Annotated in this window: 17 protein-coding genes; 11 read left to right on the forward strand and 6 right to left on the reverse strand. The window is 74.5% G+C overall.

The genetic code is table 11. The features are described from left to right. Positions 1 to 54: 54 nt before the first annotated feature. Positions 55 to 732 carry a Wzz/FepE/Etk N-terminal domain-containing protein gene (locus AB0K43_RS05890; protein ID WP_363636175.1) on the forward strand — a complete coding sequence of 226 codons (678 nt, stop codon included), beginning with the start codon at positions 55 to 57 and terminating at the stop codon, positions 730 to 732. Beyond that, on the forward strand, positions 729 to 1,886 hold the full coding sequence (locus AB0K43_RS05895) for a GNAT family N-acetyltransferase (RefSeq protein WP_363636177.1): 1,158 nt from the start codon (positions 729 to 731) through the stop codon (positions 1,884 to 1,886). Before AB0K43_RS05890 ends, AB0K43_RS05895 begins: the two co-directional genes overlap by 4 nt. On the opposite strand, the gene AB0K43_RS05900 is transcribed toward AB0K43_RS05895, so the two are convergent. Beyond that, complete coding sequence (locus tag AB0K43_RS05900) at positions 1,863 to 2,993, reverse strand: glycosyl hydrolase (RefSeq protein WP_363636179.1); 1,131 nt, start codon at positions 2,991 to 2,993, stop codon at positions 1,863 to 1,865. The two genes, AB0K43_RS05895 and AB0K43_RS05900, sit on opposite strands and share 24 nt — an antisense overlap. 389 nt (positions 2,994 to 3,382) lie before the next feature. Here AB0K43_RS05900 and AB0K43_RS05905 point away from each other — a divergent pair, with 389 nt between their 5' ends. The 9 genes from AB0K43_RS05905 to AB0K43_RS05945 all read left to right on the forward strand — a co-directional run bounded on the left by AB0K43_RS05905 (position 3,383) and on the right by AB0K43_RS05945 (position 10,297). After that, positions 3,383 to 4,300 carry a hypothetical protein gene (locus AB0K43_RS05905; protein ID WP_363636181.1) on the forward strand — a complete coding sequence of 306 codons (918 nt, stop codon included), beginning with the start codon at positions 3,383 to 3,385 and terminating at the stop codon, positions 4,298 to 4,300. 198 nt (positions 4,301 to 4,498) lie between these two features. Beyond that, entirely contained in the window at positions 4,499 to 6,097 is a 1,599-nt protein-coding gene (locus tag AB0K43_RS05910; protein WP_363636183.1) for an ABC-F family ATP-binding cassette domain-containing protein, read from the forward strand. 381 nt (positions 6,098 to 6,478) lie between these two features. Further along, a complete protein-coding gene (locus AB0K43_RS05915; protein ID WP_350641624.1) occupies positions 6,479 to 6,712 on the forward strand; it encodes a helix-turn-helix domain-containing protein in 234 nt (77 codons plus the stop codon). Between the two features lie 266 nt (positions 6,713 to 6,978). After that, positions 6,979 to 7,785 (forward strand): enoyl-CoA hydratase/isomerase family protein, encoded by an 807-nt coding sequence (locus AB0K43_RS05920; RefSeq protein WP_363636184.1) that lies wholly within the window; start codon positions 6,979 to 6,981, stop codon positions 7,783 to 7,785. 185 nt (positions 7,786 to 7,970) lie between these two features. Further along, the gene (locus AB0K43_RS05925; protein WP_363636185.1) at positions 7,971 to 8,453 is read left to right on the forward strand and encodes an Asp23/Gls24 family envelope stress response protein; all 483 of its coding nucleotides are present in this window, start codon (positions 7,971 to 7,973) and stop codon (positions 8,451 to 8,453) included. Positions 8,454 to 8,476: 23 nt separating this feature from the next. Next, positions 8,477 to 8,668: a hypothetical protein gene (locus AB0K43_RS05930; RefSeq protein ID WP_363636186.1), complete on the forward strand. Its 192-nt coding sequence runs from the start codon at positions 8,477 to 8,479 to the stop codon at positions 8,666 to 8,668. Beyond that, positions 8,668 to 9,021: a hypothetical protein gene (locus AB0K43_RS05935; protein WP_363636187.1), complete on the forward strand. Its 354-nt coding sequence runs from the start codon at positions 8,668 to 8,670 to the stop codon at positions 9,019 to 9,021. Before AB0K43_RS05930 ends, AB0K43_RS05935 begins: the two co-directional genes overlap by 1 nt. After that, on the forward strand, positions 9,018 to 9,680 hold the full coding sequence (locus tag AB0K43_RS05940; RefSeq protein WP_363636189.1) for a DUF6286 domain-containing protein: 663 nt from the start codon (positions 9,018 to 9,020) through the stop codon (positions 9,678 to 9,680). The genes AB0K43_RS05935 and AB0K43_RS05940 overlap by 4 nt, the downstream gene beginning before the upstream one ends. Then, positions 9,677 to 10,297 (forward strand): alkaline shock response membrane anchor protein AmaP, encoded by a 621-nt coding sequence (locus tag AB0K43_RS05945; RefSeq protein WP_363636191.1) that lies wholly within the window; start codon positions 9,677 to 9,679, stop codon positions 10,295 to 10,297. Before AB0K43_RS05940 ends, AB0K43_RS05945 begins: the two co-directional genes overlap by 4 nt. Before the next feature lie 7 nt (positions 10,298 to 10,304). Here AB0K43_RS05945 and AB0K43_RS05950 read toward each other — a convergent pair whose 3' ends face one another. The 5 genes from AB0K43_RS05950 to AB0K43_RS05970 form a co-directional block, all read right to left on the reverse strand. Further along, the gene (locus tag AB0K43_RS05950; RefSeq protein ID WP_363636193.1) at positions 10,305 to 11,066 is read right to left on the reverse strand and encodes an SDR family oxidoreductase; all 762 of its coding nucleotides are present in this window, start codon (positions 11,064 to 11,066) and stop codon (positions 10,305 to 10,307) included. A 37-nt stretch (positions 11,067 to 11,103) separates the two neighbouring features. Next, entirely contained in the window at positions 11,104 to 11,934 is an 831-nt protein-coding gene (gene nadE, locus AB0K43_RS05955) for an ammonia-dependent NAD(+) synthetase (protein ID WP_363636195.1), read from the reverse strand. Positions 11,935 to 12,017: 83 nt separating this feature from the next. Beyond that, a complete protein-coding gene (locus AB0K43_RS05960) occupies positions 12,018 to 12,665 on the reverse strand; it encodes a hypothetical protein (protein ID WP_363636197.1) in 648 nt (215 codons plus the stop codon). Positions 12,666 to 12,692: 27 nt separating this feature from the next. Further along, positions 12,693 to 13,493: an SURF1 family protein gene (locus tag AB0K43_RS05965; RefSeq protein WP_363636199.1), complete on the reverse strand. Its 801-nt coding sequence runs from the start codon at positions 13,491 to 13,493 to the stop codon at positions 12,693 to 12,695. 32 nt (positions 13,494 to 13,525) lie between these two features. Continuing rightward, positions 13,526 to 14,518 carry a DEDDh family exonuclease gene (locus tag AB0K43_RS05970; protein ID WP_363636201.1) on the reverse strand — a complete coding sequence of 331 codons (993 nt, stop codon included), beginning with the start codon at positions 14,516 to 14,518 and terminating at the stop codon, positions 13,526 to 13,528. Positions 14,519 to 14,616: the final 98 nt, after the last annotated feature.

Consider the following 14,616-nt stretch of genomic DNA (forward strand, 5'->3'; position numbering starts at 1 on the left):
CAAGCCCGCGGCGGGCCGGTCCCCCCACCGCCGCGTCGAGCCGAGGAGTTACCGATGTCCGATCTGCGCCAGAGCGCCCGTGCGCTGGCCCGCCGCTGGTGGCCGGTGGCCGTCGCGATCCCGCTGGGGGCCGTGGCCGGGGCCGGCTACGCGGCGGTCTCGCCCCCCTCGTACGCCGCCGACTCCTACGTGGTCGTGGTCCCGCAGAACCCAGGGGAGGGGGCCACGGCGGTCAACTTCGCCCAGGCCTACGGCCGGCTGGCGGGGCAGCCGCAGGTGCTGGCCGGCGCCGCGGCCGGCTCCGGGCACAGCATCGCGGACCTGGCCGACCTGGTCAGCGGCACCACCTCGCCGGACGCCCCGGTGATCGACATCACCGGCACCGGGCGCCGGCCCGAGGAGGCGGTCCGCGCGGCCGACGCGGTCGCCAGGTCCCTGATCGCCTTCGCCAACACCAGCAGCAAGGAGACCGGCGTGCGGCTGGTCCCGCTGGCGGCCGCGGCCGAGCCGGACCGGCCGACCTCGCCCTCCGCCCGGCTGGACACCGGGGTCGGCGCGGCCGCCGGCGTGCTGGTCGGCGCCCTGGTGATGATGACCCGCCGGCGTGCCGACGGGGCCCCGGCCGCGGCCGGGCAGCCGGCCCCGCCCCGGCCGCGCGGCGAGGCCCGGGACGCCGAGCCGGCCGGGAGCGCGCCGAAGCAGCAGGCCGAGCAGGCGAGGGGGACCCGATGACCACCGAGCTGACCGCGGTCGGCCTGCCCGCGCAGGCCACCGGACCGGCCTGGACCAGTGAGGTGTGCCGCGCGGACGACGCGCTGGACCGGCTCGCCGGGGAGTGGGACGACCTGGCGGCCCGCTGCCGCTCGGCCACCTCCTTCCAGGCCGCCGGCTGGCTGGCCTCCTGGTGGCGGCACTACGGGCGGCCCGGCGCCCTGGTGGTGGTGCTGGTCCGCCGCGACGGACGGCTGGTCGGCGCCGCCGCCCTGCGCCGCCGCGGCCGCTTCGGCGGGCTGACCAACCTCGGTGGCGGCCTGGTGGACTTCACCGACGTCCTGCTGGACGATGCCTGCGCCGACCGGGCCGCCGTCGAGCTGGCCGCCGCGCTGCCGCTGCGCCGGCCCTGGCACAGCCTGGACCTGCGCGAGGTGCACCCGCAGGCCGCGCTCCAGCGGGTCTTCGACGCCTGGCCCGGGCGCCGGCACCGGTTCGACGACTCGCTCTGCCAGTACCTGCCGGCGGTGCCGATGGACCAGCTGCTCAAGCGGCTGCCCGGCAAGACGGCCCAGCGCAGCCGGGTGAAGCAGCGGAAGATCGCCGAATCCGGGGTGGTGGTCCGCTCGACCGCGCCCGAGGAGGTGCCGGAGGCCGTCCGCGAGCTGTTGCGGCTGCACGTCCTGCAGTGGCAGGACCGCGGGGTCACCCCCGAGCACCGCACCGCGCGGTTCGCCGCCCACCTGACCGAGTCCACCACCGGCCTGGTGGCGGGCGGCCGGGCCGCCATGCACCGCTACTGGCTGGACGGCGAGCTGGTCGCGGTCAACCTGCTGGTGCTCTGCCCGTCCTTCGGCGGCCTCTACATGTACGGCGCGCACCCGGGGCTGCGCGAGCGCCTCGACATCGCCGGGCTGCTGTTCGGGGTCGCCCTGGACGAGGTCCGGCAGGCGCAGATCCCGGTGCTCAGCCTGCTGCGCGGCCAGGAGCCCTACAAGCAGCGCTGGCGGCCGGACCAGCTGCACAACCAGCGGCTGGTGCTCGGCCCCGGCCGGCCGGCCCCGGCGGCCGCCGTCCGCGCCGCCCGGGTCCGGCTGCGGCAGGCCGCGGTGGGGGTGCTGCGCAGCCGGCTGCCCCGGCTGAAGGCGGTGCTAGTGGCCCGCCGCCTGCGGTGAGGCGGCCTGCGCCGGGGCGCCGGTACCGGGCACCGCGGCCGGCGGCCTGAGCGCCGCCCCCGCCGGCACCCCCGGGGAGCCCGCCATCAGCTGCTTGAACCTCGCGGCCGACCTCGGGTTGCGGTTGCAGGCCCAGAAGCCGTGCGGGCAGTAGTCGGTGAGGGTCTGGTACGCGGTGTCGTGGGTGCGCATCCACTCCACCATCCGCTCCACGAAGACCGGGTTGTCGCCGTTGCGGAACAGCCCCCACTCCGGGTACGACACCGGCTTGCCGCGCTTGGCGGCGAACTCGACCTGGTCCTGCAGCCCGTACGGCTCGTTCACGTACTCGTCGAAGGTGGCGCCGGCGGGCTGGTCGTAGCTGTCCATCCCGATGATGTCCACCACGTCGTCGCCGGGGTAGCAGCGGGTCCACGGGATGGCGTCCAGGCCCCGGGTGGGGGTGAAGTCGAAGGTGAAGTGCTGGCCGGGCACCGAGCGCATCACGCCGACGATCCGGCGCCAGTACGCCTTCCAGGCCGTCGGGTCGGGACGGCAGCGGCTGGTGTAGGTGACACCGTTCATCTCCCAGCCCAGGGTGATCACGGTGTCGCCGCCGCCGAGCGCGGTCAGCTTCCGGGCCAGCTTGAGGAAGTGCGCGTCGAACTCGCCCTTGTTGCCCCGGGCCAGCAGCCGGGCCACCTCGGCGTCCGGGGTGTTGTTCTCGTTGGGCACCAGCATCGGCACGCCGAGCACGAGCTTGCGGGCCGGGTCGGCCTGCCGCCACTGCGACCAGAGGCCGAGCACCGCCGCCTCGCCCTCGACGTCGTTCCACCCGTTGCCGGCCAGGTAGGTGTGGCCGACCTGCATGTTGGCGCCGTCCAGCCAGCGGGCCATCTTGGCGATGTTCGGGATGTAGTTGTCCCAGGAGCCGACGAAGGCGCCGAACGGCACCTCGTGGCTGCTCCGCTGCACCACCGGCCGCGGCGCGGCGCCGCGCGGCTGGATCGAGTCGGAGGAGAGCTGCGTGTGACGCCCGGTCTGGCTCAGCGGCGTCCCGGACGGGACGCTCGCGGTGGTCACCAGCAGCAGCGCGGTGGCGGCCAGCGCCAGGCGGCCGAGTCGCATGGGGCTTCTCCAGACGGCAAGGGGACGGCTGACCCGACAGTACGGCCACAAGCCATCAGAAAAGCCTCATGTCACTCAAAAGTGGCAGGTCGTACTGACGAACGGCAGTGACGGGTCGTCAGCGCGCCCCGGATGTGCTGCTCCGCGTGGGCCGCCGGAGCGGTGCGTCGATCCGTCGCCCGGCGCTTCGTCGGCGAACCGCCTCCTGTATCACCTCTGTAACAGTCGGTCCACGGTGGCGGGCCGGACACCGGCCCCGGGGCCGCTTATCGACAGTTGACAACCGCAGGTGAACGGTGCCGTACGCGCGCCCGGTGGGCCCGGCCGCCGGCCCCCCGGCGCGGCCGCGTCGAGCTGACGGACATCCGTGCGGACGGTACGCTCCGCCCGTGTCCTGGAATCCGCTGCGCAGCCTCACCCCCCGATCTGCCCTCCCCGCCGTCGCCGTCCTGGTGGTCCTCGGCGTGGGTGCAGCGGCGCACGCCAACCGGCCGGTGCCGTTCGGCGACCGGGTGGCCGAACCCGGCGGTGCGGACGCCAGCCCGGTGGGCGCGCAGTCCCTCGACACCGGCGGCATGGAGCTGAAGGTGGGCCCCGGCCTGGAGGCCTACGACCCGGCCACCGGCGGCCACCTGTGGTCCTACCGGCGGGAGGGCGCGACCGCCCTCCAGCTGGCGATGGCCGGCGAGAACGCCGTGGTGCTGTGGGACGACGGCATGGTCACCTCGGTCCGCCCGAGCGACCACTCGGTCCGCTGGCACCGGGCCGTGCCCGGCCTGGCCGACTGGCTGCGCGCCGACGCCGAGCCGGGGGCCGAGAGCCGGACCGAGGCCGAGCGCCGGGCCACCGCCGTCAAGCGGGCCGCCGCCGCGCTCCAGCCGGTCTCGGTGGCGGAGTCCTGGGTGGCCGTGGTCACCCCCTCGCTCACCATGGGCTTCCGTGACCGCGACGGCGACCTGCGGTTCAACTCCCGCCCGCCGGCCGGCTGCACCTTCGACCCGCTGCGCTCGGTGCACACCGACGACGCGGTGCTCATCCCGCGCGGCTGCGCCAGTGACGACAGCGGCCGCGCGCTGCCGGGCGCGATCAGCGTCTTCCAGCTCGACGGCGGCCAGACCACGCTGCTCAGCGCCGGCCCCGAGGTGCTGCTGCACCCCCTGGACGCGCACCGGGTGACCATCGACGACGGCCCGATCGTGGGCAGCCACGTCTTCGACACCCGCAAGGGCGCCCCCGAGGCGGTCTGCGGCGGCCCGGCCGCGCCGTTCGCCGCCGTCCCGGCCAAGGACGCCTGCCCCGGGAAGTGACCCAGGTCGCCCCGGGCCGGGGCGACATCTCCTCCGGGCCGCGCCGGCGAGCCCGGTAGACTGGTCGGCATGGCTGTTCTCCCCGGGCATTAGCGCGCCGATCGGCAGGGCCCTCGCCGGCCCGCCGCCCGCCTCGTGCGTAGCCCCCTCCCCGCCCGGCCGCCGTGCCATGCCCACGTCTCAGGAGTAACCCCAGCCATGATTACCGCGAACGCCCTGGAGCTGCGCGCCGGCGCCCGCATCCTGATCGAGTCCGCCAGCTTCCGGATCGCCCCGGGCGACCGGATCGGCCTGGTCGGCCGCAACGGCGCGGGCAAGACCACGCTCACCAAGGTGCTGGCCGGTGAGGGCATCCCGGCCGGCGGCACGGTCACCAACTCCGGCCAGGTCGGCTACCTCCCGCAGGACCCGCGCACCGGCGACCTCGACGTGCTGGCCCGTGACCGCATCCTGTCCGCCCGCGGCCTGGACACCGTGCTGCGCAAGATGCGCGAGAACGAGGACCGGATGGCGAACGGCAAGGGCGCCACCCGCGAGAAGGCCATGAAGAAGTACTCCACCCTGGAGACCGAGTTCCTCACCAAGGGCGGGTACGCCGCCGAGGCCGAGGCCGCCACCATCGCCGCCGCCCTCGGCCTGCCGGACCGCATCCTGGGCCAGCCGCTGCACACCCTCTCCGGCGGCCAGCGCCGCCGGGTCGAGCTGGCCCGGATCCTCTTCTCGGACGCCGACATCCTGCTGCTGGACGAGCCGACCAACCACCTGGACGCCGACTCGATCGCCTGGCTGCGCGACTTCCTGAAGACCTACAAGGGCGGGTTCATCGTGATCTCGCACGATGTCGACCTGGTCGAGACGGTCGTCAACAAGGTCTTCTACCTGGACGCCAACCGCGCCGCGATCGACGTCTACAACATGGGCTGGAAGCAGTACAAGCAGCAGCGCGAGGACGACGAGAAGCGCCGCAAGCGCGAGCGGGCCAACGCCGAGAAGAAGGCCGCCACGCTCAACTCGCAGGCCGACAAGATGCGGGCCAAGGCGACCAAGACCGTCGCCGCGCAGAACATGGCCCGCCGGGCCGAGAAGCTGCTCTCCGGGCTCGAGCAGGTCCGGGTCTCCGACAAGGTCGCCAAGCTCCGCTTCCCGGACCCGGCCCCGTGCGGCAAGACCCCGCTGACGGCCGAGGGCCTGTCCAAGTCCTACGGCTCGCTGGAGATCTTCACCGACGTCGGCCTGGCGATCGACCGCGGTTCGCGGGTCGTCATCCTCGGCCTCAACGGCGCCGGCAAGACCACCCTGCTGCGGATGCTGGCGGGCGTCGAGGAGCCGGACACCGGCGAGGTGATCGCCGGCCACGGCCTGAAGATCGGCTACTACGCCCAGGAGCACGAGACGCTCGACCCCGAGCGCAGCGTGCTGGAGAACATGCGCTCGTCGGCGCCCGACACCGACCTGGTGCAGATCCGCAAGATCCTCGGCTCCTTCCTGTTCTCCGGCGACGACGTCGACAAGCCGGCCGGGGTGCTCTCCGGCGGTGAGAAGACCCGGCTGGCGCTGGCCTCGCTGGTGGTCTCCAGCGCCAACGTGCTGCTGCTGGACGAGCCGACCAACAACCTCGACCCGGCCAGCCGTGAGGAGATCCTCGGCGCGCTGCGCTCGTTCAGCGGAGCGGTCGTCCTGGTCACCCACGACGAGGGCGCGGTGGACGCGCTCCAGCCGGAGCGGATCATCCTGCTGCCCGACGGGGTCGAGGACCTGTGGAGCCCGGCCTACCACGACCTGGTCTCGCTGGCCTGAGCCGGCCGCCCGACCGCCGCCCGAGCCGGTGCCCGGCAGCGGGCGCGGGTACGGCGGATGAACTCCCGGGTAGACGCGCAATCCGCTGTTCGGCCGAGAAGACCTCAGCTTCCGGCGGCCTCGGGAATGCGCGAGCCGAAGATTCCGTTTTGCTCGGCCCCGCCGTGGTTTCCGGCGGGGCTGCCCGTGCTGATCAGCAGATTCACCGCCGAGCAGGCCTGCCGCAGGGGGCGCGTGCACCCTGTGTGAGCGCCCTTGTGCGGAGCGAGCACCACCGGCAGACTGCGCTTTCCCGGTATCGACCTTGTCGAATGGGTGGCCAGGAGCCTGGCTATGGGTGATCATGGGAATCTGACCGAGCACAGCTACGAGGAGGCACGGGTGGCCGAGACTCTGAAAAAGGGCAGCCGGGTGACAGGTGCCGCGCGTGAGAAGCTCGCGGCCGATCTGAAGAAGAAGTACGACTCCGGGGCGAGCATTCGCGCGCTGGCGGAGGAGACGGGCCGCTCCTACGGCTTCGTGCACCGCATGCTGAGCGAGTCCGGGGTGATCCTCCGGGGCCGCGGTGGTGCCACGCGTGGCAAGAGCAAGGTTACTGCCGCAGCAGGTTCCTGACTCTCCATCAGTTCCGTTCGGCGATTTCAACCCAGGTCGCCGCTCAACCACTGCGCACCATGGGTGCGGCACCCGGTAGAACGCGCAGTCGACAGTTCCAGACGTATCGGCGGACGGGTCTCCCGGGCCGCCGATCGTCATTTCCGGCGCGATGGGAAAGCCGGAATTCGCTGCGATCGGCGCTTGTGTCGAGCCGGCCCTGTCGAGGCGGCCGGCTCTTTGTTACTCTCCAGTAGGTTCACTGCCCCTGTGCTGGAGGTATCCCCATGACCGTGCCCGCAGCCCACCTCGACCCGTCGCAGTGGGAGCAGGACGGCGTCCGACTGGAGCTCGACGGCGAGCTGGCTCTGGTGACGCTCTGTCACGCCAAGCGGCGCAACGCCCAGACCCCCGCGCTCTGGCGGGCGCTCGTCGCGGTCGGGCGCAGCCTGCCCGGCACCGTACGGGTGGTGCTGCTGCGGGCCGAGGGCGTCTCCTTCTCGGCCGGGCTCGACCGGGCGATGTTCACCCCCGAGGGGATCCCCGGCGAGCGCACCTTCCTGGAGCTCGCCGCCGCGGAGGACAAGGAGCTGGACGAGACCATCGCCGGCTACCAGGAGGCCTTCACCTGGTGGCGCCGTGCCGACCTGGTCTCGATCGCCGCCGTCCAGGGCCACGCGGTCGGGGCCGGCTTCCAGCTCGCGCTCGGCTGCGACCTGCGGGTGGTCGCCGAGGACGTGCAGTTCGCGATGAAGGAGACCTCGCTCGGGCTGGTCCCGGACCTGGCCGGTACCAAGCCGCTGACCGACCTGGTCGGCCCGGCGCGCGCGCTGGAGATCTGCGCGACCGGCCGCTGGGTCGGCGCCGAGGAGGCCGTGGCCACCGGTCTGGCCAACCTCGCCGTGCCGGTCGCCGAGCTGGACGCCGCGGCCCGGGATCTGGCCGCCGCCCTGCTGGCCGCGCCGCGCAACGCTGTCACCGAGACCAAGGCGCTGCTCCAGGGTGCCGGTGCCCGTTCGTTCGACGAGCAGCGGGCGGCCGAGCGGGCGGCCCAGGCCCGCCGGCTGCGCGACCTGGCGGGCATCGCGGACTGAGTGTCGCCGCCGGCCGTCCCGACAGGCCCGACCGCCGCGGCGGTCGGGCCTGTCGGTGTATCCGGGCCCGTCCGGCCTGGCCCCGGCTCGTCCGGGTGCTCCGTGCGACGCGCGGGGATGCTGGCGAAATGTCAGAGTTGGGGGTGATTTGCGATATAGCTGGACCGCGACCCCAGGAGAGCGCCATGCCGCAGACCCCGACCCCCGCCGACCTTCAGAAGAGTGCGGCCGAGCACGGCGGCGGCCGCACCACGGTCGAGCGCGGCCGGACCGCGCTGGCGGTCGGTGTGATCGAGAAGATCGCCGGTATGGCCGCCCGCGAAGTCTCCGGCATCCACGCGCTCGGCTCCGGTTTCTCGCGCACCTTCGGCGCCGTCCGCGACCGGGTGCCCGGTGGCAAGTCGAGCATCGGCCGCGGGATCAAGGCCGAGGTCGGCGAGAAGCAGACGGCGATCGACATCGCGCTGGTGGTCGAGTACGGGGTGGTGATCCCCAGGCTGGCGGCCGAGGTGCGGGAGAACATCATCGAGGCGGTGGAGCGGATGACCGGCCTGGAGGTGGTCGAGGTCAACATCGCCGTCAACGACGTCCACCTGCCGGACGAGCCGGACGAGCCCGAGGAGGAGGAGGAGATCAGCTCCTCCGGCCGCCGCCCCCGGGTCCAGTAGGACCCGCAGACGAGGAGAACCGGATGAATCTGGCGTTGGTGGGCCTGCTGGCCGGAATGGCCCTGGGCTTCGCCGGGTACTTCGGCGGCTTCGCCGCCTTCCTGCTGGTGGGCGTGCTGGGCGTGGTGGGCTTCGTGGTCGGCCGGGTGCTGGAGGGCGACATCGACCTGGGCGACCTCGGTGATCTGCTGCGCGGCCGCGACCGGCGGCGCTGATGGCCTCCCTCGCCCCCCGGGCCGCCCCGGTGGTCGCCGCCCAGCGCGGCGAACTGCGCCTCGCCGACCGGGTGTTCGACCGGATCGCGGGGTACGCGGTGCAGCAGTCGCTGACCGAGAGCTGGGCCGGGCGGGCCGAGCGGGGCGCGCCGCCGAGGGTGTCGGTACGGGTGGTGCAGGGGGTCGCCCGGATCAGCCTGCACCTGGACCTGCCGTTCCCGGCCGACCTGGCCGAGCTGGCCCGGATCGCCCGCCGGGCGGCGGCCGCGCAGGTCGCCGAGCTGACCGGGACGCCGGTGGGTGAGGTGGTCGTGGTGGTGGAGCGGCTGCTGCCGGTCGGGAACGTCAGGTGAGCGGGGCGGAGCCGGCGGCGGTCGGCCGGCCGCGCTCGGCGCGGACCCGGCCGGCCTTCCTGGTCGTCCTGGTGGTGCTGGTGGTGGCCGGGGTGCTGCTCTTCGACGTGATCGCGATCCGGACCGGGCACCAGGCCTGGCCGTGGCGGGTGGGCACGGGCCGCCGGCTGGCCGACCGCCACCTCGACGATCCGTGGGTCCTGGCGGGAGCCGGGGTGACGCTGCTGCTCGGGCTGCTGCTGCTGTGGCTGGCCTTCGCGGCGGGCGAGCGGCGTTGGCTGCCGCTGCGGGACGCGGGGGCCGTGATCGACCGGGCCGGGGTGGCGGCGCTGATCTCGGAGCGCGCGGGCCGGCTGCCCGATGTGCACTCGGTCAAGGTCAAGGTCTCCGCCCGGCGGACCAAGGTCATGGTCACGGGCATCGCCGACCCGGCCGAGGTCCAGCGGGAGCTGCGGGCCGAGCTGGCCCGGATCCCGTTGGCCCTGCCCAACCGGCTCGACGTGCGCACCCGCGGGTACCGGCCGGCGCCGCCGCCCGCCGCGCCGCCGCCCGCCGCGCCGCCGACGAGCGCGTCGTCGCCCGGGCCGTCGCAGGCCGTGCCGCCGTCGCCCGAGCCGGCGCCGGCCGTACGGGAACCGGATGAGGAGGACCGAGCATGAGCCGCGGTGCGGTGAACCGGACGATCCTGGCGGTGGCGGGTGTGCTGCTGCTGGCGGGTGGACTGCTGGTGCTGGCCGGGGGGCTGGACCTGTACGGCCGGGTCGGCCTGTCGATGCCGCGCCGCTGGCCGCTGCTCTCGCCCGACCGGCCGCTGCTCGGCGAGGCGGCCCGGACCAGGTGGGTCGGCCGGAGCTGGTGGTGGCCGGTGGTGTTCGCCGTCCCGGCGGTGCTGGTGGCCGGTGCGCTGGCCTGGCTGATCACCCAGCTGCGGCGGACCGGCCCGGTCTCGGTGGAACTGCCCTCGCCCGCCCCGGCGACCACGCTCCGGGTGCGCGGCCGGGCGGTGGAGGACGCGATCGAGACCGGCGCGGTGGCGCTGCCCGGGGTCCAGCGGGTGGCCGCCCGGCTGGACCACCGGCCCGGCCGGCCGGTGGTGCGGACAGCGATCCGGCTGACCACCGACGGTGGACCGGCCGAGCTGCTGGCGGCCTACCGGGCCGGTCCGCTGGCCGACGCACGGGACAGCCTGGGGCTGGCCGAACTGGACTCCGAGCTGCGGCTGCGGGTGGTCACCGCCAAGGCCACCCGGGCCCGCAAGCGGCCCCGGGTGGTCTGAGGGGCGGTCAGAGGCCGCGCAGCGCGCCGCCGTCCACCGGGATCATCACACCGGTGAGGTAGGAGGCGGCGGGGGAGAGCAGGAAGGCCGCGACCCGGCCGAACTCCTCGGGGGTGCCGTAGCGGCCGAGCGGGATCCCCGCGCCGGCCCTGGCCCGGGCACCCTCCGGGTCGCCGCCCAGGGCGTCCAGCTCGCGGACCCGGTCGGTGTCGATCCGGGCCGGGAGCAGGCCGACCACCCGGATGCCACGCGGGCCGAGCTCGTCCGCCAGCGACTTGGCGGCCATCGCGAGGCCGGGGCGCAGCCCGTTGGAGATGCCGAGGCCGGCGATCGGCTCGCGCACCGAGCCGGAGAGCACGAAGCCGATCACGCCGCCCTCGCCGAGGGCGGCGGCCGCGGCCCGGGCGATCCGCAGGGCGCCCAGGAAGACCGACTCGAAGGCGCCCCGCCAGGCCTCGTCCCCGGCCAGCGACACCGGCCCGGCCCCCGGGCCGCCGACGCTGATCAGCACGCCGTCGAAGCGGCCGAACCGTTCCCGGGCCGCCGAGATCAGCTGGTCGGCGGTGGCCGGGTCGGCGTTGTCGGCGACCACGCCGTGGGCCTGCTCCGGCCCGCCGAGTTCGGCGACGGCCGCGGCCACCGATTCCTTGCTCCGGCCGCTGAGCACCACCCGGGCGCCGTCCGCGATCAGTTCGCGGGCGGAGGCCAGGCCCAGGCCGCGGGTGGCGCCGGTGACTACGTACACCTTCTGGTGAAGTCCGAGATCCATGGCCCCATCCTGCCCGGTCGAGCCGAGCCCCGGTGGCTCAGGGGGCGATCGGCAGCTGCCGCTTGTGCTCGGTGAGCCGGTAGCGGTGCACGATGGCCGCGAAGGCGGCCTGCTCGACCGGCTTGCCCTCCAGGAAGTCGTCGATCTCGTCGTAGCTGACGCCGAGTGCCTCCTCGTCGGGCTTGCCCGGGTTCAGCGTCTCCAGGTCGGCGGTCGGGGTCTTGTGGACCAGCTCGACCGGCGCGCCGAGCGCCTGCGCCACCGCCCGGACCCGCCGCTTGGTGAGGCCGGTGAGCGGGACCAGGTCGGCCGCGCCGTCGCCGAACTTGGTGAAGAAGCCGGAGACCGCCTCGGCGGCGTGGTCGGTGCCGACCACCAGGCCGTCGTGCGCGCCCGCCACCGCGTACTGGGCGACCATGCGCTGGCGGGCCTTGATGTTGCCGTGCACGAAGTCCTGGTGGTGCTCGTCACGGAAGACCGTGCCGCCGGCCAGCGCGGCCTGAAGCGCGGCGTCGCCGGCGGACTTCACATCCACGGTCAGCACCCGGTCCGGCCGGATGAACTCCAGCGCCAGCTGGGCGTCCTTCTCGTCGGCCTGGGCGCCGTACGGCAGCCGCATCGCGAAGAAGGTCGCCTCCTGCCCGGCGGCGCGGACCCGCTCCACCGCGAGCTGGCACAGCCGGCCGGCGGTCGTGGAGTCCACCCCGCCGCTGATGCCCAGCACCAGCGAGCGCAGGCCGGTGCCGGTCAGCCGGTCGGCGAGGAAGGCCACCCGGCGCTCGATCTCCTGCTGGGCGTCGAAGGACGCGCTCACCTGGAGATCCCGGGCGATCTCCTGCTGCAGGGAAGTGGACGCCGGGTCGGTCACGGTGGCTCCTCGGTCGGGCCGGTGGGCGTGGCGGGGGACGGAAGCACTCTAGAGGACGGGCGCCCGGTGGAGATTTTCAGGTGCTACCGGCCGCGCGGGCGGCCGTCCCAGCGCCAGGCGGTCAGCCGCGGCCGGCCGGGCAGCTCCCCGCGGCCGGTGGCCCAGAGCAGGGTCGGCCACGGCTCGGTGCCGGTCGGCGCGTCGGGGAAGAGCCGGGCCAGCACCCGGGCGCACAGGCCTGCGGGCGGGGTCCAGCCGAGACCAAGGCCGCGGGCGAGGTCGTCGAGGTGGACCAGCACCTCGACCACGCCCATCGCGGCGAAGCCCTCCGGGTCGGACACCCCGTACGGGTGGTAGCCGCGCCGCTCGGCCGGGGTGGCCCGGACCACGGCCGCCAGCAGACCGCCGCCGGCGTCCAGCACCCGCAGCAGCGCGGCGGTGCCGCCGGCCCGGTCCGCGGCGATCGCGTTGCGCGGGCCGCCGGGGCGGCGGGAGGTGAGTTCGAACGGGATGTGCCCGTCCAGCTGCGGTCGAGCGGTGGTCAACTGCGCGGCGTAGCAGAAGAGATCGTCGGCGAGGTGCTCGGTGGTCTCCCAGCAGTCCCACTCCAGCGGGCCCGCCGGGACGCTCCAGTCGGCCGAGCCGGCCCGGCCGAGGGTGTCGAGCGCCAGGGCGACGGAGAGTTCGACATCGGCGGCGGTGACCGGGCCGGCCGGTGGGGTGTCGGGCATCCGGCGAGCCTATCGGTCGGGCACGGCCTACGCCTCGACCAGCTCCGGGTCGGCCGCCGCCTTCCGGGCCTCGGCGGCCCGCTCTGCGGCCTCCCGGCGGCCCAGCACCACCAGGCCCACCGGCACCAGGCCGCAGAACAGCCACCACTGCACCGCGTACGCCATGTGCGGGCCGATGTCGGAGTGCTCGGGCTCGGCCAGTGCCTCCGGGCCGGCGGCCGTGGTCGGGTCGGTGGCCGCCAGCTCCAGGTAGCCGCCGAGCACGCGGGCGCCGCTCGCCCCGGCCTGCTGGCCGCTGTTGATCAGCTTGTACTGCCGCTCCGGGAGGCCGCCGCGGTCCCGGATGCCGCTGCTGGCGGTGGTCTCGTCGGCCCGCATCCGGCCGGTGACGGTGACCTCGCCGGCCGGCGGGGCCGGCACCGGCGGGTAGCTGGTGGCATCGGCGCCCGACTCCACCCAGCCCCGGTTGACCAGCACCTCGCCGGCGCCGTCCGCCAGCTTCAGCGGGGTGACCACGAAGTAGCCGATGCTGCTGCCGCCCGGCTCGGTCCGGCCGCGGACCACGAACTCGTGCGCCGCGTCGTACTGCCCGCTCGCGGTGACCGTCCGCCAGGTCAGCTCGGTGGGGACGGCGAAGCCGGGGGAGGGGGAGAGCGAGTCGAAGGCCACCGGCGGCGCGGTCAGGCTGCGCCCGATCAGCTCGTTGCGGGCGACCCGGGCCTCGTGCCGGTGCAGCTGCCAGAAGCCCAGCCGGATCATGGCGGGGATCAGCAGCAGGGCGATCAGCGTGATGAGCGCCCAGCGCCGGGAGAGCAGAAAACGGTACACACCCGGCACGCTACGCCCACCTGACAACCGGCTCAGACACCGGGGGGCGCGACGACCTCGCGCAGCAGCTGGAGGAAGGCGTCCTCGCCCACCACCGGTGTGCCGTGCTCCCGGGCCTTGCGTGCCTTGCCGCTCCAGCTGCCCGGTTCGTTGGTGACCAGCAGGCTGGTGAGCCGGCTCACCGAGGTCGCGATGTGCAGCCCGGCCTCGACCGCGCGGTCCTCCAGCAGCTCCCGGTCGGTGGCGGTGTCGCCGGTGATCGCCACCCGCATGCCCTGCACCAGCGGCCGGCCGTCCACCCAGCGCCCGGGGTTCGGGTACGGGCACGGGGGCCGCTTGCGGCCCGGCCGGTACGAGGAGCTCCAGGAGCCGCGCTGCGGAGCCGGGGCATCCTGCTCGCCGAGGTCGGTCACAGCCACGCAGGTGGTCAGCGGCAGCGGCACCCCGGCCTGCCGGGCCAGCTGCAGGCTCGGCCGGAACACCTCGGCCAGCACCCGGGCGTCGTCCAGCGCGTTGTGCGCCTGCCGCTGCTGGACGCCGAAGTGCGCGGCCAGCGAGGAGAGCTTGCCGTTGGGCAGTGGCAGCGCCAGGTCGCGGGCCAGCACCATGGTGCAGATCCGGTGCTCGACCGGGGCGCGCAGCCCGGCCCGCGAGTACTCGCGGGAGATCATGTTCCAGTCGAACAGCGCGTTGTGCGCGACCATCACCCGCCCGCTCAGTCGCGCGGCCAGCTCCTCGGCGATCTCCGGGAAGGTCGGCGCGTCGGCCAGCATCGCGCCGGTGAGCCCGTGGATCCAGACCGGGCCCGGGTCGCGCTGCGGGTTGACCAGGGTGTACCAGTGATCCGTCACCTCGCCGTGTGCGTCCAACTGGTAGACGCCGGCCGAGATGACCCGGTCCGAACGGCCGAGCCCGGTGGTCTCGACGTCGACCACGGCGAAGCCCCGGTCGTGCTCCTCGGTGCGCTGCGCCGGGAACGGAACAGGCAGGGCGGAGCCGTCCCACGGTGACTGGATCGCGTGCATGGTCAACCAGCTTAAGCGCCGTCACCGACCCCGGTGGCCGAACCCGGACGAGCGGTGGCGTGCGCCACACCCCGGAATAGAGTGGACGGCGGAGCAGT

It is taken from the genome of Kitasatospora sp. NPDC049258, from assembly GCF_040678895.1.
GTDB lineage: Bacteria > Actinomycetota > Actinomycetes > Streptomycetales > Streptomycetaceae > Kitasatospora.